We start from the raw sequence: 21,565 nt of genomic DNA on the forward strand, positions 1-21,565 counted from the left end.
TATATTTGACACAAATAGGCAAAAAGCCTACTGATGTGCAGTTTATTAAACACAATAAGGGTGACCCGTCTATGAAGATTCAGCAGATCGTCGATTTCAGCCAAGCCATGACGGAAGCGGAACGTTACCGCCCTGCAGCAGAGAAAATCCTCAAGGGCGATCCTGAGCAGGCGGTCTTCAACCACTATTCCAGCCCCTGCGGGCAATTTGCCGCCGGCGTATGGGAAGGCGCTGTCGGCCAATGGACAGTGAACTACACCGAACACGAGTACTGCGAGATCCTTCAGGGCGTCTCGGTACTGCGTGACAGCGCAGGGCAGGCAAAAACCCTGCGGGCAGGCGACCGCTTTGTCATCCCCGCCGGTTTCACGGGCACCTGGGAGGTGCTGGAGCCGTGCCGTAAAATCTATGTGATGTTTGAACAGAAGGCCTAAGCCCAACGTTCAGGCATGACAGCAACAAAAAACCCGGCACGAAGGCCGGGTTTTTTGTGTGCCAGCACCCTGAAAGGACACCGGCGAGAAACCAATCAATTACTTGATTTTGGCTTCTTTGTAAGCAACGTGCTTGCGAACCACAGGATCGTACTTCTTGATTTCGATCTTGTCGGGGGTGGTGCGCTTGTTTTTGTCAGTGGTGTAGAAGTGGCCAGTACCAGCGCTCGACACCAGACGGATCAATTCACGCATGATTCTCTCCCTTAGACCTTGGCGCCGTTGCGGCGGATGTCAACCAGAACGGCATCGATGCCGCGCTTGTCGATGATACGCATGCCTTTGGCGGATACGCGCAGACGCACGAAACGCTTCTCAGACTCGACCCAGAAGCGATGATGCTGCAGGTTCGGCAGGAAACGACGACGGGTTTTGTTGTTTGCGTGGGAAATGTTGTTCCCGGTTACCGGACCCTTACCGGTAACTTGACAGACTCTCGACATGCCTCAGCCCTCTAAAACCACATGCCCAACCCGGCATGGGTTGGCCGCTTAATCTCTCAGTCTATGGCGCCAGGCGCCGTGTTTCTTCAGGGTCTTATCGGTTATACGCACAGACGCGACAAACCGGGCCCCTAGAAAAGAGCGCTGCTTTATACCAGAAAGACCAGAGTACAACAACAGCAGATACGAATTGCCGTGCAACGAATCATACGCGAACAGCACAGCCGTGGGCTTGGAGCACCCTCGACCACTCGTCGCAAGATAAGCCAAAAAGGATATAGCCATTTAGTCCGGCGCGCACTAGGGTAGGACACTTCCAGACTGCATCGGCAGATGGGCCATCGATCAGCCAAGGAGTCCCCATGCGTCCTGCCGCTCTACCGTTACTGTTCGCCGCTGTATTTGCGCCTGCACTGGCCCAGGCGGCGGCACTGAGCGTTTGCACCGAAGCCAGCCCTGAAGGCTTCGACGTGGTTCAGTACAACTCACTGACCACCACCAACGCGTCAGCCGATGTGTTGATGAACCGGCTGGTCGAATTCGACGCGACCCAAGGCCAGGTGGTGCCGAGCCTGGCGGAGCGCTGGACAGTTTCCAGTGATGGCCTGACCTACGAGTTCAAACTGCGTCCCGAAGTGAAGTTCCACAGCACCGCCTACTTCAAGCCCAGTCGCACACTGAATGCCGACGACGTGCTGTTCAGCTTCCAGCGCATGCTCTACCCCGCTCATCCCTGGCACAAGATTGCACAAAGCGGCTTCCCCCATGCGCAATCGCTGCAACTGCCTGAGCTGATCAAGCAGATCGAAGCGCCAGACCCGCTCACCGTGCGCTTCACCCTCGACCACCCGGACGCCACCTTCCTGGCCACGTTGAGCATGGGCTTCGCCTCGATCTACTCGGCCGAATACGCCGACCAACTGTTCAAGGCCGGCACCCCGGAGAAGCTCAACAGCCAGCCCATCGGCAGCGGGCCGTTTGTCTTTGGTCGCTTCCAGAAGGACGCCAACATCCGTTATCGGGCCAACCCGGACTACTTTGCCGGCAAACCGGCGGTCGACCCGTTGATTTTCACGATCACCCCCGATGCCAACGTGCGCCTGCAGAAGTTGCGGCGCAACGAATGCCAGATCGCCTTGTCGCCCAAGCCACTGGACATCGCCGAAGCCGCCAAGGATGACAACCTGAAGGCCGAGAAGACCGATGCCTTCATGACCGCCTTTGTCGCCATCAACAGCCAGCATCCGCCACTGGATAAAGTGGAAGTCCGCCAGGCCATCAACCTGGCATTCGATAAAGCCAGCTACCTGAAGGCGGTTTTTGAAGACACCGCCGTCGCCGCTAACGGCCCTTACCCGCCCAACACCTGGAGTTACGCCAAGGACCTGCCCGGCTACCCCACCAACGTGGACAAAGCCCGCGGCTTGCTGGCCAAGGTTGGCCTGGCGAAGGGCTTCAGCACCACGATCTGGACGCGCCCTTCGGGCAGTCTGCTCAACCCTAACCCAAGCCTGGGCGCACAGTTGTTGCAGGCCGACCTCGGCAAGATCGGCATTCAGGCCGAGATTCGCGTTATCGAATGGGGCGAGCTGATCCGCCGGGCCAAGGCGGGCGAGCATGACCTGCTGTTCATGGGCTGGGCTGGCGACAATGGCGACCCCGACAACTTCCTCAGCCCACAGTTTTCCTGTGCCGCCGTGAAGTCCGGAACCAACTTTGCCCGTTATTGCGACCCGCGCCTGGATCAGTTGATCAGCGCCGGCAAGACCACCAACGACCAGAGCGTGCGCAGCCGCCTGTACGAGCAGGCGCAGACGCTGATCCAGCAGCAGGCATTGTGGCTGCCACTGGCGCACCCAACTGCTGCTGCCCTCACCCGCAAGGGTGTGGAGGGCTATCAGGTAAGCCCGTTTGGCCGGCAGGACTTCTCGAAGGTGAATGTGGCCCGCTAAAACCAGCCGTACTCGACCATCGACAAGGGTTCGCCATCGCCGATGATGAAGTGATCCAGCACCCGGACATCCACCAGCTCAAGCGCCGTCTTGAGCCGCCGGGTGAGGATCACGTCGGACTGGCTGGGCTCCGAAACCCCCGACGGGTGGTTATGGCACAGGATCAAGGCAGCCGCATTGTGTGCAAGCGAGCGTTTGATCACTTGCCGTGGGTAGACACTGGCGCTGTCGATAGACCCGCGAAACAGCACTTCAAACGCAAGCACCCGGTGCTTGCTGTCCAGGAACAGGCAGCCAAACACCTCATGCGGCTCGTGACGCAACTCGGCCTTGAGGTAGTCCTTGACGGCCTGCGGGCTCTCCAGGACCGAGTCCCGGCGCAAACGCTCGGCCAGATGGCGCCGGGCCATCTCCATGACCGCCTGCAACTGGGTAAACTTGGCAGGCCCCAGCCCTGGCTCGGTGCTGAACCGCCTGAGGTCTGCTTCCAACAGCGCTCGCAAGCTGCCGAACTGCTGTAACAGGTAACGCGCCAGGTCGACGGCACTGCGCCCGCGAACCCCGGTTCGTAGAAAAATAGCCAGCAATTCGGCGTCCGAGAGGCTGGTGGCCCCTCGCGCCAGTAACTTCTCCCGAGGCCGCTCCGCGACCGGCCAATCCTTGATGCTCATGCTACCTCCCTGCCCACTGGGTACTGCTGTCTGGCTTGAGTGCTGTGCTATCTTAGCCCCTCTTTTTCTTCGCCGATTTGGCTTCCTACAAGCCTGATCGGCACGTGCAAACCCTGATTTGACAAGGCAAGCCTATGCAGCGGCTGTATCGGAAACGCATTGTTCTCGGCGTCGGCGGCGGCATCGCCGCCTACAAGAGTGCCGAACTGGTTCGCCGACTTCTTGAGCACGGCGCGCAAGTCCGTGTCGTCATGACCCGTGGCGGTGCTGAATTCATTACCCCCCTGACGATGCAGGCCCTGTCCGGGCACCCGGTTCATCTGGATCTGCTCGACCCGGCCGCCGAAGCCGCCATGGGCCATATCGAGCTGGCAAAGTGGGCCGACCTGGTGCTGATCGCACCGGCCACCGCTGACCTGATCGCACGCCTGGCCCAAGGCGTCGCCAATGACCTGCTGACCACACTGGTGCTGGCCACTGACGCGACGGTTGCCGTCGCCCCGGCCATGAACCAGGCCATGTGGCGCGACCCGGCCACCCAGGCCAACCTTGAACTGCTGCAAAGCCGCCAGATCCAGGTATTCGGCCCGGCGTCCGGTAGCCAGGCCTGTGGTGATATAGGCCTGGGCCGCATGCTTGAAGCCAACGACCTGGCGTGGCATGCCGCCGAATGCTTCAAGCGCGAGTCGCTGACCGGCAAGCATGTACTGATTACGGCCGGCCCGACCCAGGAAAACATCGACCCGGTGCGCTACATCACCAACCACAGCTCCGGCAAAATGGGCTTTGCCCTGGCCGAAGCAGCGGTCGAAGCGGGTGCCAAGGTCACGCTGGTTACCGGCCCTGTACACCTGCCAACCCCTGACCGGGTGACCCGCATCGATGTGGTCAGCGCCCGCGACATGCTCGCCGCGTGTGAAGCCGCCATTCCCTGCGACCTGTTTATTGCCTCGGCAGCGGTTGCGGACTACCGGCCAGAGGTCGTAGCCCCACAAAAGCTAAAGAAAGACCCGACCACCGGTGACGGCCTGCTGCTGCAGATGGTGCGCAACCCCGATATCCTTGCCACCATCGCCACCCGTCCGGACCGTCCGTTCAGTGTCGGCTTTGCCGCCGAGACCGAACACCTGCTCGACTACGCCGCACGCAAGCTCAAGGACAAGAACCTTGACCTGATCGTCGCCAACGATGTCGCCAACCCCAGCATTGGCTTCAACAGCGAAGAGAACGCCTGCAGCGTGATCGACCGGCAACTGCAAGAAACCCTTTTCGCCCAGACCAGCAAAGGCAAGATCGCCCGTCAGCTGATCGCCTTTATTGCTGAACGTCTTAACCAGGTTTAATCGCGCATGCACGCTCTACAAGCCAAGATTCTCGACCCTCGCATCGGCAACGAATTCCCGCTGCCACAGTACGCCACCCCAGGCTCCGCCGGCCTTGACCTGCGTGCCATGCTCAAGGAAGACACCGTCCTGGAGCCAGGCCAGACCCTGCTGATCCCGACTGGCCTGTCGGTGTACATCGGTGACCCCGGCCTGGCAGCCCTGATCCTGCCACGCTCGGGCCTTGGTCATAAGCACGGCATCGTGCTGGGCAATCTGGTCGGCCTGATCGACTCCGACTACCAGGGCGAACTGATGGTGTCCTGCTGGAACCGCGGCCAGACTGCATTCACCATCGCTGTTGGCGAGCGAATCGCCCAACTGGTGCTGGTGCCGGTGGTACAAGCCCATTTCGACATCGTCGAAACGTTCGATGAAAGCCAACGCGGCGCGGGTGGCTTCGGCCACTCCGGCAGCCACTGACCCACCGGGCAGCCTCGGCTGCCCAACGCAACCCAACGGATTGGCGAACGCTCTGGCAGAAACACTGTCAAAGCGCTCAACTTGAGCCTGCACCGCACGCCCTTGAGATTGGAGCTCCCCAGTGATGAATGACATGACACAACTGGTACCCACACTCCCTGAAAGCATCTTTCGCGCCTATGACATTCGTGGCGTGGTTGGCGACACCCTGACCGCCGAGACTGCCTATTGGATTGGCCGGGCCATTGGTGCCCAGAGCCTGGCTCAAGGCGAGCCGCAAGTTTCAGTGGGCCGTGACGGCCGCCTGTCCGGGCCGATGCTGGTCGAGCAGTTGATCAAAGGTCTGGCCGAGGCCGGTTGCCAGGTCAGCGACGTGGGCCTGGTGCCTACGCCTGCCCTGTACTACGCCGCCAACGTTCTCGCCGGCAAATCCGGCGTCATGCTGACCGGCAGCCACAACCCGCCGAACTACAACGGTTTCAAGATCGTCATCGCCGGTGACACCCTGGCCAACGAGCAGATCCAGGCGCTGCTGACCCGCTTGAAGACCAACGACCTGAGCCATGGCCAAGGCCATGTCGAGCGCGTCGAGATCCTTGATCGCTACTTCCAGCAGATCACTGGCGACATCAAGCTGGCGAAAAAGCTCAAGGTCGTTGTGGACTGCGGCAACGGCGCAGCCGGTGTCATTGCCCCACAACTGATCGAAGCCTTGGGCTGCGAGATGATTCCGCTGTTCTGCGAAGTGGACGGCAACTTCCCGAACCACCATCCAGACCCAGGCAAGCCCGAAAACCTGGTCGACCTGATCGCCAAGGTGAAAGAGACCGGCGCGGACCTGGGCCTGGCCTTTGACGGCGACGGCGACCGCGTCGGTGTCGTGACCAACACCGGCAACATCGTCTACCCGGACCGCTTGCTGATGCTGTTTGCCAAGGACGTACTGGCCCGCAACCCGGGCGCCGAAATCATCTTCGACGTCAAATGCACCCGCCGCCTGAGCCCATTGATCGAGCAGTACGGTGGTCGTCCACTGATGTGGAAAACCGGTCATTCGCTGATCAAGAAGAAAATGAAGCAGAGCGGCGCCCTGCTGGCCGGCGAGATGAGCGGACACATCTTCATCAAGGAGCGTTGGTTCGGCTTCGACGACGGTATTTACAGCGCCGCGCGGCTGCTGGAAATCCTCAGCAAGGAGTCGGTCGACGCCGAAACCCTGTTCGCCGCCTTCCCAAATGATATTTCCACGCCGGAAATCAACATTGAAGTGACCGACGAAGGTAAATTCAGCATCATTGATGCACTGCAGCGTGATGCGGATTGGGGCGAAGCCAGCCTGACCACCATTGATGGTGTTCGAGTCGACTACCCCAATGGCTGGGGCCTGGTGCGCGCCTCCAATACCACCCCGGTACTGGTGCTGCGCTTTGAAGCCGAAACCGACGCCGAACTGCAACGCATCAAGGATGTTTTCCACGCGCAACTGAAGCGTGTTGAACCCAACCTGCAACTACCGTTCTGACCGACTACTGTTCCACTGGAGCTTTGCATGACCCTCGATCGTGATGCCGCCACCCATGTCGCCCAGGTATTGTCCGAAGCGCTGCCTTATATCCGCCGCTTTGTCGGCAAGACCCTGGTGATCAAGTACGGCGGCAACGCGATGGAGAGCGAAGAGCTCAAAACCGGTTTCGCCCGTGACGTGGTCCTGATGAAAGCCGTGGGTATCAACCCTGTGGTCGTACATGGCGGCGGCCCGCAGATCGGCGATCTGCTCAAGCGCCTGTCGATCGAGAGCCACTTTATCGATGGCATGCGCGTCACTGACGCACAAACCATGGACGTGGTCGAGATGGTTCTCGGTGGCCAGGTCAACAAGGACATCGTCAACCTGATCAACCGTCATGGCGGCAGCGCCATCGGCCTGACCGGTAAGGACGCTGAGCTGATTCGTGCGAAGAAGCTCAAAGTCACCCGCCAGACCCCGGAAATGACCTCGCCTGAAATCATCGACATCGGCCATGTAGGCGAAGTGGTTGGGGTAAATACCGACCTGCTGAACATGCTGGTCAAGGGCGACTTCATCCCGGTGATCGCACCGATTGGTGTTGGTGCCAACGGCGAGTCCTACAACATCAACGCCGACCTGGTCGCCGGCAAGGTCGCCGAAGCCCTGAAGGCCGAGAAGTTGATCCTGCTGACCAACATCGCAGGCCTGATGGACAAGCAAGGTCACGTGCTGACCGGTCTGACCACCGAGCAGGTCAACGACCTGATCGCCGATGGCACCATCTACGGCGGCATGCTGCCGAAGATTCGCTGCGCGCTGGAAGCCGTCCAGGGTGGCGTCAACAGCTCGCACATCATCGACGGTCGGGTACCGAATGCGGTCCTGCTGGAAATCTTCACCGACAGCGGCGTCGGCACCCTGATTACCAATCAGAAGCCTGAGTAACAGCCTCAGCTCCCGATCTGGTGGCACACCAGAGAAGCAAAAAGGCCCTGCAATGCAGGGCCTTTTTGTTGCGCATGGGCTTCAGATACCGTACTGGGCCCGGTACGCCTCGACCGCAGGCAGATGCTGCTTGAGCGCTGGATCGTCAGCGAGGAACTCCAGTACCTGGGTCAGCGACACAATGCTGACCACCGGGATACCAAAGTCACGCTCCACTTCCTGGATCGCCGACAACTCGCCGTTGCCGCGCTCCTGACGGTTCAGTGCGATCAGCACGCCAGCGGCCTTGGCCTGCTGCCCCTGGATGATCTGCATGACCTCGCGGATCGCCGTGCCGGCAGTGATCACGTCGTCGATGATCAAGACGTCGCCGGTCAGTGGCGCGCCGACCAGGCTGCCGCCTTCGCCATGGCTCTTGGCTTCCTTGCGGTTGAAGCACCACGGCACGTCGAGCTGGTGATGCTCAGCCAGCGCTACAGCGGTCGCCGCTGCCAGCGGGATGCCTTTGTAGGCCGGGCCGAACAGCACGTCGAACGGAATCTTGCTGTCGACAATCGCCGCCGCATAGAAACGCCCGAGCTGAGCCAGGGCCGCGCCGCTGTTGAACAGGCCGGCATTGAAGAAATACGGGCTGGTACGCCCCGACTTGAGGGTGAACTCACCGAAGCGCAGAACCCCACGATCGATGGCAAAACGAATAAAGTCGCGCTGATACGGCTGCATGTAGAGTCCCGGATGCCACGGATTTAGCTAATTGAGTACAGCTCGGGTATCATACACGCACGAGATTTTTGGGGCCATTTATGCGGATCATCAGTGTGAACGTAAATGGCATTCAGGCTGCAGTCGAGCGTGGTTTGCTCAGTTGGCTGCAAGCCCAGAATGCCGACGTCATCTGCCTTCAGGATACCCGCGCCTCGGCCTTTGAACTCGACGACCCAGCTTTCCAGCTCGATGGCTACTTCCTTTATGCCTGCGACGCAGAAGTCCCCGCCCAAGGCGGTGTGGCACTTTACTCGCGCTTGCAGCCCAAGGCAGTCATCAGCGGCCTGGGCTTCGAGACAGCCGACCGCTACGGACGTTACCTGCAGGCAGACTTCGACAAAGTCAGTATTGCCACCTTGCTGCTGCCTTCCGGGCAGAACGGCGACGAAGACTTGAACCAGAAGTTCAAGTTGATGGACGACTTCGCCAAGTACCTGGACAAGCAACGTCGCAAGCGTCGTGAATACATCTACTGCGGCTCGCTGTATGTCGCGCAGCAGAAGCTCGACATCAAGAACTGGCGCGACAGCCAGCAGTCCCCGGGCTTCCTGGCCCCGGAACGGGCCTGGATGGACACCATCGTCGGCGACATGGGCTATGTCGATGCCCTGCGCGAAGTCAGCCGCGAAGGCGAGCAGTACAGCTGGTGGCCGGACAACGAACAGGCCGAGATGCTCAACCTGGGCTATCGCTTCGACTACCAGTTGCTGACACCAGGCCTGCGCCGCTTCGTGCGTAGCGCACGCCTGCCACGCCAGCCACGCTTCTCCCAGCATGCGCCACTGATCGTGGACTATGACTGGACGCTGACCATTTAAACGGTCACGCACAAAAACGAACCCCCGCTTTTCAGCGGGGGTTCGTTTTTATGTGCCAAAAATAGCGCAAGACACCCTGTGGGAGTTGGCTTGCCAACGATGCAGGCGCCGCGTGCTCATTGGCACCCCGCCGACGCCATCGCAGGCAAGCCTGCATCCCACAGGAAAAGCCAACAACCCTGCCGCTACTGAATCACCCGCCAGGTAAAGGGGTAGCGATACGCCTGCCCCTCATTGACCTTGACCGAAGCGATGATCATCAGGATGGCTGCGGCCACTACCAGCAGGCCGAGCAACGCAAAGCCAATCAATACGATGAACAGTGCGATGCAGATCACGTAGGCAATGGTCACGGTAATCTGGAAGTTCAGCGATTCCTTACCTTGGGCATCGATGAACGGGTCCAGCTCACGCTTCCATTGCCAGATGATCAACGGTCCCAGCAAGTTGCCGAAGGGGAACAACAACCCGCAGAAAGCCGCGAGGTGGCAGAACATCGCCCACTGGCGCACATCGGCACTCGGGGTGGATGCATTCAGAGGTTGTTCGCCCATCAGGCCATCCTCACTCAGTCAGCCAGCGAAGCGCTCTGCAGTTCGAAGAGGTCGCTCATGCCTTTTTGCGCCAATGCCAACATGGCATTGAGCTCTTCGGGCTGGAACGGCGCGCCTTCAGCGGTGCCCTGCACTTCGATGAAGCCACCGGCGCTGGTCATGACCACGTTCAGGTCAGTCTCGGCAGCGGAGTCTTCCAGGTAGTCCAGGTCGAGCACTGGAACGCCTTGGTACATGCCCACCGAAACGGCAGCGATCATGTGCTTGAGCGGGTCACCGCCCTTGAGGCCGCCACGCTTCTTGACGACACGCAGGGCATCGACCAGCGCGACCATGGCACCGGTGATCGACGCCGTGCGGGTACCGCCATCGGCCTGGATCACGTCGCAGTCGACGTAGAGGGTAATGTCGCCGAGCTTGCTCATGTCCAGCGCAGCACGCAGCGAGCGGCCGATCAAACGCTGGATTTCCAGGGTGCGGCCACCCTGTTTGCCACGGCTGGCTTCGCGCTGGTTACGCTCGCCAGTGGAGCGCGGCAGCATGCCGTACTCTGCTGTCAGCCAGCCTTGGCCCTGACCTTTGAGGAACCGGGGAACACCATTTTCGACGCTGACCGTGCAGACGACTTTGGTGTCGCCGAACTCGACCAGTACCGACCCTTCGGCGTGCTTGGTGTAGTTGCGGGTGATGCGGATCGAGCGGAGCTGATCGGCAACGCGACCACTTGGACGTTTCATAGGGGATACCTGTACTGGACTTGAATCTGCCCAGCATTATAGAGCGCCCAGGCTCCGCTGGACATGCCCAGGGCAGAAACAGCTGTTTATGCACCCGCAGGGTACGCGCCAGCCTTGAGCCAGAGACGTTGGTCGGTTTTTTCCGGCAATCCAGAGAGTGTTTGTAACATCAGTGGATTGGGAGCACACCTCGCACTGCGCTACAATCCTGCGCCTTTGCAGCCTGTCGGCTTCCCTTCAACCTACTGCGAGGTACTTCCCATGGTGCATAGCATGACCGCCTTTGCCCGCGCCGAACGCGCTGGCGCCCAAGGTACCCTCATCTGGGAATTGCGCTCGGTCAACCACCGCTACCTGGAACCCCACTTACGTCTGCCTGATGCCTTCCGCGACCTTGAAGGCACGGTACGTGAAGCCCTCCGTCAGGGCCTGTCACGCGGCAAGGTCGAATGCACGTTGCGCTTCAATGAAGAAAGCACTGGCAAACCCTTGCAGGTTGATCGCGAGCGCGCCGCGCAACTGGTTGCCGCCGCCGAGACCGTCGCCAGCCTGATCAAGCAGCCTGCTGCGCTCAACCCGCTGGAAGTGCTGGCGTGGCCAGGCGTGCTGGTGGCAGACGCGACAGACCCGCAAGCGTTGAATATCGAGGCCATGAGCCTGTTTGAAGAGGCCCTGAAGGAGCTGCGCAACGGTCGCAACCGCGAGGGCACCGAGCTGGCCAGGCTGATCAACGAACGCCTGGACAACATGGCCACCGAGGTCACGACCCTGCGTGCCCTGGTACCGCAGATGCTGGCCGTTCAGCGCCAGAAGGTCCTGGATCGCTTCACGGACATGAAAGCCGAACTCGATCCACAGCGCCTGGAACAGGAAATGGTGCTACTGGCCCAGAAAAGCGACGTCGCCGAAGAACTGGACCGCCTGAGCACCCACATGACCGAGGTACGCCGTGTACTCAAATCCGGTGGTGCCGCAGGCCGGCGCCTCGACTTCCTGATGCAGGAGCTGAACCGCGAAGCGAACACCCTTGGCTCCAAAGCCTTCGACCCACGTAGCACCCAAGCAGCGGTCAACCTCAAGGTCCTGATCGAGCAGATGCGTGAACAAGTACAGAACATTGAGTAAGGCCACCCCGACCATGAACCACAGCAGCGGCATCCTCTACATCATCTCGGCCCCTTCCGGCGCCGGCAAGACCAGCCTGGTCAAAGCCCTCATCGACGCCGAGCCGAGCATTCGCGTTTCGGTTTCGCATACCACCCGCGCCATGCGTCCGGGCGAAGAGAACGGGGTGAACTACCACTTCGTCGATCGCGCCGAGTTCATCCGCATGACCGAACACGGTGACTTTCTGGAGCAGGCCGAAGTCTTCGGCAACCTCTACGGCACGTCACAGAGCACGCTGCAGCAAACCCTGGACGAAGGCCACGACCTGATTCTGGAAATCGACTGGCAGGGCGCCGAACAAGTACGCAAGCAGATGCCACAGGCACGCTCGATCTTCATCCTGCCGCCCAGCCAGCAGGCCCTGCGCCAGCGCCTGACCAACCGTGGCCAGGACAGCGATGAGATCATTGAGGGTCGGATGCGTGAAGCCGTCAGCGAGATGAGCCACTACAACGAGTACGACTTCGTCATCATCAACGACGACTTCGCCGTGGCCCTTGAAGACCTCAAGGCGATCTTCAGGGCCAACCGCCTGCAGCAGAAGAGCCAGCAACAGCGCCACAGCGAGCTACTCAAACAGTTGCTCGCCTGATTGGCGCCGTCTCAGCGTCGGCAGGGCAGCGTTGCCTGCCGATGCAGAGTCATCCCCAGGAAGAACGCTGGTGCACGCATGCGCGACAGCACCATCAGGAAGATGCCCAGCAACAGAATGATCATCGCGATCACGAACACCAGGCCCAGGCCTGCGACATGCGAGCCACTGCCGAACGACGGGGAAGCACTGTCGATGGCGGTCTGAACGAAGATCACCGACAGAATCCCACCGCCCACGAAGGGGCACAGGCCGCGCATCATGAAGTGACGCAGGCTGTCGAACAGGCTGTCGCGGAAGTACCACACGCACGCGAACGCCGTCAGCGAGTAGTAGAAGCAGATCATCATCCCCAGCGCGGTGATGGTGTCGGCCAATACGTTTTCACTCAGGGTGCGCATGGTGACGTAGAACAGACCGGCAGCAACGCCTGCACAGATGGTCGCGTAGCGTGGCGTCTGTGAGCGCGGGCAGATGCTGGCAAATCGCTCAGGCACGGCACCGTAGTACCCCATGGCCAGCAGCGTGCGCGCTGGCGAGACGAAGGTCGACTGCAGGGACGCCGCGGTACTGGCCAGTACCGCAATGGACATCAGGATAGCCAGCGGCCCCATGACCGGGCCGGCCAGGTGTGCGAAGACGTTCTCTTGAATGCGCGGGTTGCCCAGCCCCAGGCCAATGTCACCGATACCGGCGAACTGCAACGTAGCAATACCGGTCACCAGGTACAGGCCAAGGATCAACAGCACGGTCCAGGTGGCAGCCTTGCCGGGTACTTCTTCACTGCCCACCGACTCTTCGCTCACGGTCAGGCAGACGTCCCACCCCCAGAAAATGAAGATCGACAGCGACAGCCCGGCTGCAAACGAGGAGAACGACTCGACGCCAAACGGGTTGAACCAGTCTGAGTCGAATTGCAGCGGCGGGATGGTCGGCGACCCACCGAACGCGGCCATGGAGAAACCGATCAGCACCACCAGTTGCAAGGCCACCAGGCCATACTGCACCGTCATGGTAGTACCCATGCCACGGCAGCAGATCCACACGGCCATGGCAATGAAGACACAACAGGTGGTGACGTTGACCAACAGGTTATCGCTCAGCGCAGACACCTCATGGCTGCCGCTGAGCTGGCCGAGGAACAGGTAGAAGAAGTCCACTGCCACACCCGCCAGGTTGGACAACACAATGGTTGTCGCGGTGACCAGCCCCCAACCGCCGATCCAGCCAATCATCGGGCCAAAGGCACGGGCAGACCAGGTGAATGACGTGCCGCTATCGGGCTCGGCAGCGTTCAGCTCGCGGTAGCCCAGCGCAACCAGCAGCATGGGCAGGAAGCCGACAAGGAACACGGCTGGCAGGTGTTCGCCGACTTCGCGCACGGTAGGCCCGAGCGCGCCGGTCAGGGTATAAACCGGCGCAATGGTGGAGATGCCAAGCACAATGCTGGCAAGCAGCCCGAGCCGGCCCTTGGCCAGCCCTTTGCTGCGATGGGTGGAAGCGCCTGAGCTGGCCTGCGCCGACTCTGCCGAGCCCGAGGGCCGACTCGCTTCTGTGTATTCACTCATGAGTATTTGCCGTCGCTATTGGTATTGTTCTAGATGGGCGTCTTGCAAGGCACCCGCTTTCACTCATGGAAAGCTCACTGCTTGATTCATGACATCCGGGGGCGCCGGACAGCCTCAAATGGCCGCCACCTCAACACGCTTTCCCGCCGCATGGGCGATACAAGCCTCGCGGAACGCCTGAAACAGGCGCAACGAGACAGGGTTGTCGGTAAAACGCCATTCCGGATGCCACTGAACGCCAAGAACAAACCCTGGCGCGCTATCCAGCGTGACCGCCTCGACCAATCCATCCGGCGCAACGGCTTCGACCCGCAGGCCACTGGCCAGGCGCTCGATGCCCTGGCCATGCAACGAGTTGACCTCGAAAACCGTGGGCAGCCCCAAGCGCTCGAAAAGCCCACCCGGCTGCACGCTCACTGAGTGCTGCGGTGCGTATTGCACCTCCAGCGCAACGTCTTTCGGCTCGCGGTGGTCCAGGTAGCCAGGCAACTCATGAACCTGTTGATGCAGGCTGCCACCGAGGCTCACATTCAGCTCCTGGAAACCACGGCAAATGCAAAACACCGGCACGCCCGCCGCAATCGCCGCACGCAACAACGGCAGGGTAAGGCGATCACGGTACACATCGTGTCGGGTTCCCTCCGCGCTGGGGCTGCCATTGTAATGATGCGGCTCCACATTTGAAGGCGAACCGGTAAAAAGAATGCCATCCAACCGCTCTAGCACAAGCTCTGCAGCCACAGGCTCGGCACGCGCAGGCAATATCAGGGGAATCCCGGCAAAGCCTGCAGCCTCGACATACTTGTCACCCGCCGTGTGCGAGGAATTCTTTTCCAGTTGCTGGCGGCAGGCAGTGACGCCAATCAGTGGGGTAACCTGCTTCATCTGTCAGCCCTCGTTTACAACTTGATCCAGGTCGCCTTGAGTTCGGTGTACTTGTCGAACGCATGCAGTGACTTGTCACGCCCGTTACCGGACTGCTTGAAGCCGCCGAACGGCGCCGTCATATCACCACCGTCGTACTGGTTGACCCAGACACTACCGGCGCGCAGGGCCTTGGCCGTGCGGTGTGCCTTGGACAGGTCGCTGCTCCAGACCGCTGCGGCCAGGCCGAACGGTGAATCGTTGGCAATGCTGATGGCTTCTTCGGCGGTATCGAACGCAATCACTGACAGCACCGGGCCGAAGATCTCTTCACGGGCAATACGCATGGCATTGTCCACACCATCAAAGATCGTCGGCTCCACATAGACGCCGCCGGTTTCTTCCAGCACGCGCTTGCCACCGGCGACCAGCGTCGCACCGTCAGCGGCACCGGCCTCGACATAGCCCAGCACAGTATCCAGCTGGGTGCCGTCCACCAGGGCGCCAACCCGAGTAGTCGGGTCCAGCGAATGGCCGGGCTTCCAGGCCTTGAGCGCCTCGATGACCATCGGCAGAAAGCGATCCTTGATGCTGCGCTCGACCAGCAGGCGCGAGCCCGCCACACACACTTCGCCCTGGTTGAAGGCAATGGCGCAAGCGGCGGCGTCAGCCGCTGCCTGCAGGTCAGGAGCGTCGGCAAAGACGATGTTCGGGCTCTTGCCACCAGCCTCCAGCCAGACACGCTTCATGTTCGATTCGCCGGCATAGATCATCAGTTGCTTGGCGATCTTGGTTGAACCGGTGAACACCAGGGTGTCCACGTCCATGTGCAGGGCCAGGGCCTTGCCGACGGTGTGGCCATAGCCTGGCAGCACGTTCAGCACGCCCGCAGGAATGCCGGCTTCGATAGCCAGTTGAGCAATGCGAATGGCGGTCAGTGGCGACTTTTCCGAAGGCTTGAGGATCACCGAGTTACCGGTAGCCAGCGCCGGGCCAAGCTTCCAGCAGGCCATCATCAGGGGGAAGTTCCACGGCACGATCGCCGCTACCACACCCACCGCTTCGCGGGTAACCAAACCCAGCTGGTCGACCGGCGTTGGCGCCACTTCGTCGTAGACCTTATCAATGGCCTCGGCGCTCCAGCGGATGGCATTCGCCGCACCCGGCACGTCGATGCTGAGCGAGTCACTGATCGGCTTGCCCATATCCAGGGTTTCCAGCAGTGCCAGCTCCTGGGCGTTGGCCAACAGCGCGTCAGCGAAAGCAATCAGCACACGCTTGCGCTGGGCCGGTGCCAGGCCCGACCAGGCGCCGCTTTCAAAACTGCGGCGGGCCGCCAGGACAGCACGCTCGGCATCTGCGGCATCACAACTGGCGATATTGGCCAGGTGACGGCCATCGACCGGGCTCAGGCTCTCGAAGGTTTCAGCCGAGACAGCAGCCTGGTACTGGCCATCGATAAAGGCACGCCCTTCGATGCTCAGGTTCTGGAAAAGGGATTCCCATTGTGCGCGGGACAAGGTGGTCATGTTCGTGTGCTCCAGGCCTTACACCGTATGCAGGTACCAGTTGTATTCGAGATCCGAGATCGATACTTCGAACTCTGACAGCTCACTTTCCTTGCAGGCGACAAAGACATCGATGTAGTCCGGGCTGATGTACTTGTTCAGCACTTCGCTGTCATCCAGCTCGCGCAGTGCGTCGCGCAAGTTGTTTGGCAAGCTCTGCTCCAGTTGCTCGTAGGAGTTGCCTTCCACCGGCGCACCCGGCTCGATCTTGTTGGTCAGGCCGTGATGAATGCCGGAGAGAATTGCCGCCATCATCAAGTACGGGTTGGCATCAGCACCGGCAACACGGTGCTCGATGCGCACCGCATCAGCACTGCCGGTGGGCACGCGCAGGGCTACAGTACGGTTGTCCAGGCCCCAGCTTGGCGCATTCGGCACATAGAACTGGGCACCGAAACGCCGGTACGAGTTGACGTTCGGGCAGAGAAAAGCCATCGACGCCGGCAGGGTTTCCAACACGCCACCAATGGCGTGGCGCAGCGCGTCGTTCTGCTCGGGCTCATCACTGGTGAAGATGTTCTTGCCGGTTTTCTTGTCCAGCAGCGAGATATGCACGTGCAAACCGTTGCCCGCCTGGCCAGGGTACGGCTTGGCCATGAAAGTGGAGTCCATTTCATGGTCGTAGGCGATGTTCTTGATCAGACGCTTGAGCAGGACCGCGTAGTCGCAGGCCTTGATCGCATCTTCAACGTGATGCAGGTTGACCTCGAACTGTGCCGGGGCGCTTTCCTTGACGATGGCGTCAGCCGGGATGTCCTGCTCTTTGGCCGCTTCAAGCATGTCCTGCAGGCAATCGACGTACTCGTCCAGATCATCGATCAGGTAGACCTGAGTCGACTGCGGACGCTTACCCGAGATCGGCGAACGGGGCGGCTGTGGGCGGCCATTCACGTTGTCCTGATCGATCAGGTAGAACTCCAGCTCGAAGGCCGCGCAGATGGTCAGGCCCAGCGCATCGAACTTCTCCACCACGCTGCGCAGCACTTCTCGCGGGTCAGCGAAGAAAGGCGTGCCATCCAGCTCGTGCATGGTCATCAGCAGCTGCGCGGTAGGACGCTTCTGCCAAGGCTCGTAGCTCAGCGTGCCGGGAATGGGAAAGCAAATACGGTCGGCATCACCGATATCCAGGCCCAGGCCGGTGCTTTCCACGGTCGAGCCGTTGATATCCAGCGCAAACAGCGACGCTGGCAGATTGATACCTTTTTCGTAAACCTTGTGCAGGCTCGCACGCTCGATTCGCTTTCCGCGCACGACACCGTTCATGTCGGAAATGAGCAGGTCCACGAACTGGACTTCAGGATAAGCCTGGAGAAACTCGCTCATCTCGCTGGAAGGGCTGGCGCACGGGGAGACCGACGTCATGGCTATGCATCCTTTGATTTTTATCGGGCGACAATATGAAGGGGTGTGTTGCAGGCGCCCTGTGGGCGTCGATGGTTGGTTTATTTTTCTAGTATTCCCATCGTGGGAAACAGCCGAATGAACATCCTTGTGCGCTGCACTCGGCACTCTGGCCGGCGGCGAGGTTGATTCGCGGCTGCTGCTTCACTATAGAATGGCCTCAACGCAACAGACATTGGCATTTCGGCAAGCTAAGAGTGCACTCATGCAATATCAGGTCAGCCATACCGATCTCACCCTGGTGCTCGCCCTGGTTCGCGGGCGATCTCTGGCAAAAGCTGCCGAACTGCTCAAGGTGGACGTGTCGACCGTCTTTCGCTCGATTCGCAGGCTTGAGGCCTCACTGGGCAAGGCGCTGTTCGATAAAAGCCGCAAGGGCTACGTCCCCACTGGCACAGCTCAAGCGCTGGCGGAGCAAGCCGAGCGCGCCGAACAGGCACTGGATGCAGCCCAGGTGGCGGTGGAACACGGCGACCAGGTGGTCAGCGGCACCGTGCGCCTGACCTGCACCGAAGCGGTATTGCACAGCCTGCTGCTGCCGGCGCTGGCCCATTTCATGCCAACCTACCCGGCGCTGTCGCTGGAGCTGGCAACCTCCAACTCCTTCGCCAACCTCAGCCGACGCGATGCCGATGTCGCCCTGCGTCTGACCAACTCGCCCCCCGAGCACCTGGTCGGTCGCTGCCTGGGCACGGCCTCCTACCTTGTTTATGGGCACGCCGATTATCGCCAGCGCCTGGCCGAGGCTCCGGCATCACTGCCCTGGATCGCACTGGACGACTCGATGTCCGATCATGCCTCGGTGGTCTGGCGCGAGCAGCACCTACCTGGCGTGGTACCACGCTACCGCTGCAGCAGCATGGCCGCCGTCGCGCAACTGGTAGGTGCAGGGCTGGGCGTCGCAGCGCTGGCTGACTACATGGCCGACAGCCTCCCCGGGGTGGAGCGGCTGAGCGATGCCCTGCCCGGCTGCGATACCGAACTCTGGCTGCTGACTCGCCCCGACTGCCGCGCACTGCGCTCAGTACAGACGCTGTTTGACGAACTGACCCCACGCTTGCGCGCGGCGATGGGCGAGTAGCACGAGGGAGTTGTGCTAACCCCACGCAAATGGTTATCGTCTGCTCTAACGCTAAAACTCTCGGCCAAAGCATGCCGCCTGAGCGAGAACTGAAATCAGCGCTTCCCTATTGGCTGGTGATTTTTTAAACTACCGAGTCCGCTCGCCCATCCGGGCTGCTTGCCTATTGCATTTGCTACGAGGAATACCATGGCCCGCGTGACCGTTGAAGATTGCCTGGACAACGTCGATAACCGTTTCGAGCTGGTCATGCTCGCCACCAAGCGTTCCCGCCAGCTGGCAACCGGTGGCAAGGAACCCAAAGTGGCCTGGGAAAACGACAAGCCAACCGTAGTTGCACTGCGTGAAATCGCTGCCGGCCTGGTCGACAACGAATTCGTCGCTCAAGAAGATGTGGTCGTTGAAGAGCCTATCTTTGCCGCATTTGAAGACGAGGCCAACGAGGCCGTCTAAGTTCATGCCTGGTCGACATTGCACGGCGCAAGGCACCAGCCATCGGCAGGAGGTAGTACGTTGCCGAGCATAGATGCCCTTGCCGATAGCCTGTCGACCTACCTCGGCGCTGACCAGGTCAACCTGGTGCGCCGAGCGTATTTCTACGCCGAACAAGCCCACGATGGCCAACGCCGTCGCAGCGGCGAACCTTACGTTACCCATCCCCTTGCGGTAGCGAGCATTCTTGCCGACATGCACATGGACCATCAGAGCCTGATGGCCGCCATGCTGCACGACGTGATCGAAGACACCGGTATCGCCAAGGAAGCGCTTTCAGCGCAATTTGGCGAAACTGTCGCCGAACTGGTCGACGGGGTCAGCAAGCTGACCCAGATGAACTTCGAAACCAAGGCCGAGGCCCAAGCGGAAAACTTCCAGAAAATGGCCATGGCCATGGCCCGGGACATCCGCGTGATTCTGGTCAAGCTGGCCGACCGCCTGCACAACATGCGCACCCTGGAAGTGCTGTCCGGCGAGAAGCGCCGACGCATCGCCAAGGAAACCCTTGAAATCTACGCCCCCATCGCCAACCGCCTGGGCATGCACGCCGTGCGCGTGGAATTCGAAGACCTGGGTTTCAAGGCCATGTACCCGATGCGCTCCGCACGCATCCATCAGGCGGTGAAACGCGCCCGCGGCAACCGCAAGGAACTCGTCAACAAGATCGAAGAGTCGCTCAGCCATTGCCTGGCGGTCGACGGGATCGAAGGCGAAGTCAGCGGCCGACAGAAACACCTCTATGGCATCTACAAGAAGATGCGCGGCAAACGCCGGGCCTTCAACGAGATCATGGATGTCTACGCGTTCCGCATCGTCGTCGACAAGGTCGACACCTGCTACCGCGTACTTGGTGCAGTTCACAACCTGTACAAGCCACTGCCGGGCCGCTTCAAGGATTACATCGCGATCCCCAAGGCCAACGGCTACCAGTCACTGCACACCACACTGTTCGGCATGCACGGTGTTCCCATCGAAATCCAGATCCGCACCCGCGAAATGGAAGAGATGGCCAACAACGGTATCGCCGCCCACTGGCTGTACAAATCCAGTGACGACGAACAGCCCAAAAGTACCCATGCCCGTGCCCGTCAGTGGGTCAAGGGCGTGCTGGAGTTGCAGCAACGTGCAGGCAACTCCCTTGAATTCATCGAGAGCGTGAAGATCGACCTGTTCCCGGACGAGGTCTACGTGTTCACGCCTAAAGGCCGCATCATGGAGCTGCCCAAGGGCTCCACGGCGGTCGACTTCGCCTATGCCGTGCATACCGACGTCGGCAACAGCTGCATTGCCTGCCGCATCAATCGTCGCCTGGCACCGCTGTCCGAACCGCTGCAGAGCGGTTCGACCGTCGAGATCGTCAGTGCGCCAGGGGCACGGCCAAACCCGGCCTGGCTCAACTTCGTGGTGACCGGCAAAGCCCGTACGCACATCCGCCACGCGCTCAAGCTGCAACGCCGCTCCGAATCGATCAGCCTTGGCGAGCGCCTGCTGAACAAAGTGCTCCATGGTTTCGACAGCGCGCTGGAGAAAATTCCTCAGGAACGCGTCCAGGCCATGCTCAGCGAATACCGCCTGGAACTGATCGAAGACCTGCTAGAAGACATCGGCCTTGGCAATCGCATGGCCTATGTCGTGGCTCGCCGCCTGCTGTCCAGCGAAGGCGAGCAGTTGCCAAGCCCTGAAGGCCCGCTGGCCATCCGCGGCACCGAAGGCCTGGTGCTGAGCTATGCCAAATGCTGCACACCGATTCCGGGCGACCCCATCGTCGGCCACCTGTCGGCCGGCAAAGGCATGGTCGTGCACCTGGAAAACTGCCGCAACATCAGCGAAATCCGCCACAACCCGGAAAAGTGCATCCAGCTCTCCTGGGCCAAGGACGTCACCGGCGAATTCAATGTGGAGTTGCGCGTCGAACTGGAACACCAGCGCGGCCTGATTGCCCTGCTAGCCAGCAGCGTCAACGCTGCCGACGGCAACATCGAGAAAATCAGCATGGACGAACGCGATGGTCGCATCAGCGTGGTCCAACTGGTGGTCAGCGTACACGACCGCGTACACCTGGCCCGCGTGATCAAGAAACTGCGTGCACTGACTGGCGTGATTCGCATCACCCGCATGCGCACGTAGCCCGACAA

The 21,565-nt window shown here is 60.6% G+C and carries 21 protein-coding genes and 1 pseudogene; 12 read left to right on the forward strand and 10 right to left on the reverse strand.

Annotation, left to right across the window (positions count from 1 at the left end):
- Positions 1-71 precede the first annotated feature (71 nt).
- Positions 72-434, forward strand: coding sequence for a cupin domain-containing protein (locus AB7M23_RS05605; RefSeq protein WP_102052713.1), 363 nt, complete (start codon positions 72-74; stop codon positions 432-434).
- A gap of 99 nt (positions 435-533) precedes the next feature.
- Here the strand turns inward: AB7M23_RS05605 and rpmG are convergent, their stop codons facing one another.
- Together rpmG and rpmB are read right to left on the reverse strand one after the other, a co-directional pair.
- Positions 534-689, reverse strand: a complete 156-nt coding sequence (rpmG, locus tag AB7M23_RS05610) for a 50S ribosomal protein L33 (RefSeq protein WP_013793373.1) — start codon at positions 687-689, stop codon at positions 534-536.
- Between the two features lie 11 nt (positions 690-700).
- Entirely contained in the window at positions 701-937 is a 237-nt protein-coding gene (rpmB, locus tag AB7M23_RS05615; protein WP_010225868.1) for a 50S ribosomal protein L28, read from the reverse strand.
- A gap of 362 nt (positions 938-1,299) precedes the next feature.
- Here rpmB and AB7M23_RS05620 point away from each other — a divergent pair, with 362 nt between their 5' ends.
- Positions 1,300-2,889 (forward strand): ABC transporter substrate-binding protein, encoded by a 1,590-nt coding sequence (locus AB7M23_RS05620; RefSeq protein WP_065758160.1) that lies wholly within the window; start codon positions 1,300-1,302, stop codon positions 2,887-2,889.
- Here AB7M23_RS05620 and radC read toward each other — a convergent pair.
- Positions 2,886-3,560, reverse strand: coding sequence for a RadC family protein (radC, locus tag AB7M23_RS05625; RefSeq protein ID WP_102052715.1), 675 nt, complete (start codon positions 3,558-3,560; stop codon positions 2,886-2,888). The two genes, AB7M23_RS05620 and radC, sit on opposite strands and share 4 nt — an antisense overlap.
- A gap of 134 nt (positions 3,561-3,694) precedes the next feature.
- Between radC and coaBC the strand changes: the two genes are divergently transcribed.
- The 4 genes and pseudogenes from coaBC to argB all read left to right on the forward strand — a co-directional run bounded on the left by coaBC (position 3,695) and on the right by argB (position 7,820).
- Entirely contained in the window at positions 3,695-4,903 is a 1,209-nt protein-coding gene (coaBC, locus tag AB7M23_RS05630; protein ID WP_065758158.1) for a bifunctional phosphopantothenoylcysteine decarboxylase/phosphopantothenate--cysteine ligase CoaBC, read from the forward strand.
- Positions 4,904-4,909: 6 nt separating this feature from the next.
- Positions 4,910-5,365 (forward strand): dUTP diphosphatase, encoded by a 456-nt coding sequence (gene dut, locus AB7M23_RS05635; protein ID WP_065758157.1) that lies wholly within the window; start codon positions 4,910-4,912, stop codon positions 5,363-5,365.
- Between the two features lie 142 nt (positions 5,366-5,507).
- Positions 5,508-6,887: pseudogene (locus tag AB7M23_RS05640) on the forward strand (phosphomannomutase/phosphoglucomutase); the annotation flags it as partial.
- Positions 6,888-6,914: 27 nt separating this feature from the next.
- Positions 6,915-7,820, forward strand: coding sequence for an acetylglutamate kinase (gene argB, locus AB7M23_RS05645; RefSeq protein WP_065758155.1), 906 nt, complete (start codon positions 6,915-6,917; stop codon positions 7,818-7,820).
- 81 nt (positions 7,821-7,901) lie between these two features.
- Here the strand turns inward: argB and pyrE are convergent, their stop codons facing one another.
- Positions 7,902-8,543, reverse strand: a complete 642-nt coding sequence (gene pyrE / locus AB7M23_RS05650; RefSeq protein WP_065758154.1) for an orotate phosphoribosyltransferase — start codon at positions 8,541-8,543, stop codon at positions 7,902-7,904.
- Between the two features lie 80 nt (positions 8,544-8,623).
- Here pyrE and AB7M23_RS05655 point away from each other — a divergent pair, with 80 nt between their 5' ends.
- Positions 8,624-9,403 (forward strand): exodeoxyribonuclease III, encoded by a 780-nt coding sequence (locus AB7M23_RS05655; protein WP_065758153.1) that lies wholly within the window; start codon positions 8,624-8,626, stop codon positions 9,401-9,403.
- 185 nt (positions 9,404-9,588) lie between these two features.
- Here AB7M23_RS05655 and AB7M23_RS05660 read toward each other — a convergent pair whose 3' ends face one another.
- Positions 9,589-9,957 (reverse strand): DUF4870 domain-containing protein, encoded by a 369-nt coding sequence (locus tag AB7M23_RS05660; RefSeq protein WP_330522462.1) that lies wholly within the window; start codon positions 9,955-9,957, stop codon positions 9,589-9,591.
- A gap of 14 nt (positions 9,958-9,971) precedes the next feature.
- On the reverse strand, positions 9,972-10,694 hold the full coding sequence (gene rph, locus AB7M23_RS05665) for a ribonuclease PH (protein ID WP_065758151.1): 723 nt from the start codon (positions 10,692-10,694) through the stop codon (positions 9,972-9,974).
- 261 nt (positions 10,695-10,955) lie between these two features.
- Between rph and AB7M23_RS05670 the strand changes: the two genes are divergently transcribed.
- Both AB7M23_RS05670 and gmk read left to right on the forward strand, forming a co-directional pair.
- Positions 10,956-11,819 (forward strand): YicC/YloC family endoribonuclease, encoded by an 864-nt coding sequence (locus AB7M23_RS05670; RefSeq protein ID WP_099776341.1) that lies wholly within the window; start codon positions 10,956-10,958, stop codon positions 11,817-11,819.
- 13 nt (positions 11,820-11,832) lie between these two features.
- Positions 11,833-12,453: a guanylate kinase gene (gmk, locus tag AB7M23_RS05675; RefSeq protein ID WP_099776343.1), complete on the forward strand. Its 621-nt coding sequence runs from the start codon at positions 11,833-11,835 to the stop codon at positions 12,451-12,453.
- Positions 12,454-12,464: 11 nt separating this feature from the next.
- Here the strand turns inward: gmk and AB7M23_RS05680 are convergent, their stop codons facing one another.
- From AB7M23_RS05680 to AB7M23_RS05695, 4 genes are all read right to left on the reverse strand, one after another.
- Positions 12,465-14,021, reverse strand: a complete 1,557-nt coding sequence (locus tag AB7M23_RS05680; RefSeq protein ID WP_454240388.1) for an APC family permease — start codon at positions 14,019-14,021, stop codon at positions 12,465-12,467.
- 114 nt (positions 14,022-14,135) lie between these two features.
- The gene (locus AB7M23_RS05685; protein WP_454240389.1) at positions 14,136-14,906 is read right to left on the reverse strand and encodes a gamma-glutamyl-gamma-aminobutyrate hydrolase family protein; all 771 of its coding nucleotides are present in this window, start codon (positions 14,904-14,906) and stop codon (positions 14,136-14,138) included.
- Positions 14,907-14,920: 14 nt separating this feature from the next.
- Positions 14,921-16,414: an aldehyde dehydrogenase gene (locus AB7M23_RS05690; protein WP_454240390.1), complete on the reverse strand. Its 1,494-nt coding sequence runs from the start codon at positions 16,412-16,414 to the stop codon at positions 14,921-14,923.
- Between the two features lie 18 nt (positions 16,415-16,432).
- Positions 16,433-17,815, reverse strand: a complete 1,383-nt coding sequence (locus tag AB7M23_RS05695) for a glutamine synthetase family protein (RefSeq protein ID WP_065758145.1) — start codon at positions 17,813-17,815, stop codon at positions 16,433-16,435.
- 244 nt (positions 17,816-18,059) lie between these two features.
- On the opposite strand from AB7M23_RS05695, the gene AB7M23_RS05700 reads away from it, so the two are divergent.
- The 3 genes from AB7M23_RS05700 to spoT all read left to right on the forward strand — a co-directional run bounded on the left by AB7M23_RS05700 (position 18,060) and on the right by spoT (position 21,557).
- Complete coding sequence (locus tag AB7M23_RS05700) at positions 18,060-18,935, forward strand: LysR family transcriptional regulator (protein WP_065758144.1); 876 nt, start codon at positions 18,060-18,062, stop codon at positions 18,933-18,935.
- A gap of 189 nt (positions 18,936-19,124) precedes the next feature.
- Entirely contained in the window at positions 19,125-19,388 is a 264-nt protein-coding gene (rpoZ, locus tag AB7M23_RS05705) for a DNA-directed RNA polymerase subunit omega (RefSeq protein ID WP_065758143.1), read from the forward strand.
- Between the two features lie 60 nt (positions 19,389-19,448).
- Positions 19,449-21,557 (forward strand): bifunctional GTP diphosphokinase/guanosine-3',5'-bis pyrophosphate 3'-pyrophosphohydrolase, encoded by a 2,109-nt coding sequence (gene spoT / locus AB7M23_RS05710; RefSeq protein ID WP_454240391.1) that lies wholly within the window; start codon positions 19,449-19,451, stop codon positions 21,555-21,557.
- Positions 21,558-21,565: the final 8 nt, after the last annotated feature.

It is taken from the genome of Pseudomonas sp. HLS-6 TE3448 (assembly GCF_053629555.1).

What these genes read in the sequence shown, in the direction of transcription:
- AB7M23_RS05605 (WP_102052713.1), top strand. Translation starts at nt 72, where the DNA reads ATGAAGATTCAGCAGATCGTCGATTTCAGCCAAGCCATGACGGAAGCG.
- rpmG (WP_013793373.1), bottom strand. Translation starts at nt 689, where the DNA reads ATGCGTGAATTGATCCGTCTGGTGTCGAGCGCTGGTACTGGCCACTTC.
- rpmB (WP_010225868.1), bottom strand. Translation starts at nt 937, where the DNA reads ATGTCGAGAGTCTGTCAAGTTACCGGTAAGGGTCCGGTAACCGGGAAC.
- AB7M23_RS05620 (WP_065758160.1), top strand. Translation starts at nt 1,300, where the DNA reads ATGCGTCCTGCCGCTCTACCGTTACTGTTCGCCGCTGTATTTGCGCCT.
- radC (WP_102052715.1), bottom strand. Translation starts at nt 3,560, where the DNA reads ATGAGCATCAAGGATTGGCCGGTCGCGGAGCGGCCTCGGGAGAAGTTA.
- coaBC (WP_065758158.1), top strand. Translation starts at nt 3,695, where the DNA reads ATGCAGCGGCTGTATCGGAAACGCATTGTTCTCGGCGTCGGCGGCGGC.
- dut (WP_065758157.1), top strand. Translation starts at nt 4,910, where the DNA reads ATGCACGCTCTACAAGCCAAGATTCTCGACCCTCGCATCGGCAACGAA.
- argB (WP_065758155.1), top strand. Translation starts at nt 6,915, where the DNA reads ATGACCCTCGATCGTGATGCCGCCACCCATGTCGCCCAGGTATTGTCC.
- pyrE (WP_065758154.1), bottom strand. Translation starts at nt 8,543, where the DNA reads ATGCAGCCGTATCAGCGCGACTTTATTCGTTTTGCCATCGATCGTGGG.
- AB7M23_RS05655 (WP_065758153.1), top strand. Translation starts at nt 8,624, where the DNA reads ATGCGGATCATCAGTGTGAACGTAAATGGCATTCAGGCTGCAGTCGAG.
- AB7M23_RS05660 (WP_330522462.1), bottom strand. Translation starts at nt 9,957, where the DNA reads ATGGGCGAACAACCTCTGAATGCATCCACCCCGAGTGCCGATGTGCGC.
- rph (WP_065758151.1), bottom strand. Translation starts at nt 10,694, where the DNA reads ATGAAACGTCCAAGTGGTCGCGTTGCCGATCAGCTCCGCTCGATCCGC.
- AB7M23_RS05670 (WP_099776341.1), top strand. Translation starts at nt 10,956, where the DNA reads ATGGTGCATAGCATGACCGCCTTTGCCCGCGCCGAACGCGCTGGCGCC.
- gmk (WP_099776343.1), top strand. Translation starts at nt 11,833, where the DNA reads ATGAACCACAGCAGCGGCATCCTCTACATCATCTCGGCCCCTTCCGGC.
- AB7M23_RS05680 (WP_454240388.1), bottom strand. Translation starts at nt 14,021, where the DNA reads ATGAGTGAATACACAGAAGCGAGTCGGCCCTCGGGCTCGGCAGAGTCG.
- AB7M23_RS05685 (WP_454240389.1), bottom strand. Translation starts at nt 14,906, where the DNA reads ATGAAGCAGGTTACCCCACTGATTGGCGTCACTGCCTGCCGCCAGCAA.
- AB7M23_RS05690 (WP_454240390.1), bottom strand. Translation starts at nt 16,414, where the DNA reads ATGACCACCTTGTCCCGCGCACAATGGGAATCCCTTTTCCAGAACCTG.
- AB7M23_RS05695 (WP_065758145.1), bottom strand. Translation starts at nt 17,815, where the DNA reads ATGACGTCGGTCTCCCCGTGCGCCAGCCCTTCCAGCGAGATGAGCGAG.
- AB7M23_RS05700 (WP_065758144.1), top strand. Translation starts at nt 18,060, where the DNA reads ATGCAATATCAGGTCAGCCATACCGATCTCACCCTGGTGCTCGCCCTG.
- rpoZ (WP_065758143.1), top strand. Translation starts at nt 19,125, where the DNA reads ATGGCCCGCGTGACCGTTGAAGATTGCCTGGACAACGTCGATAACCGT.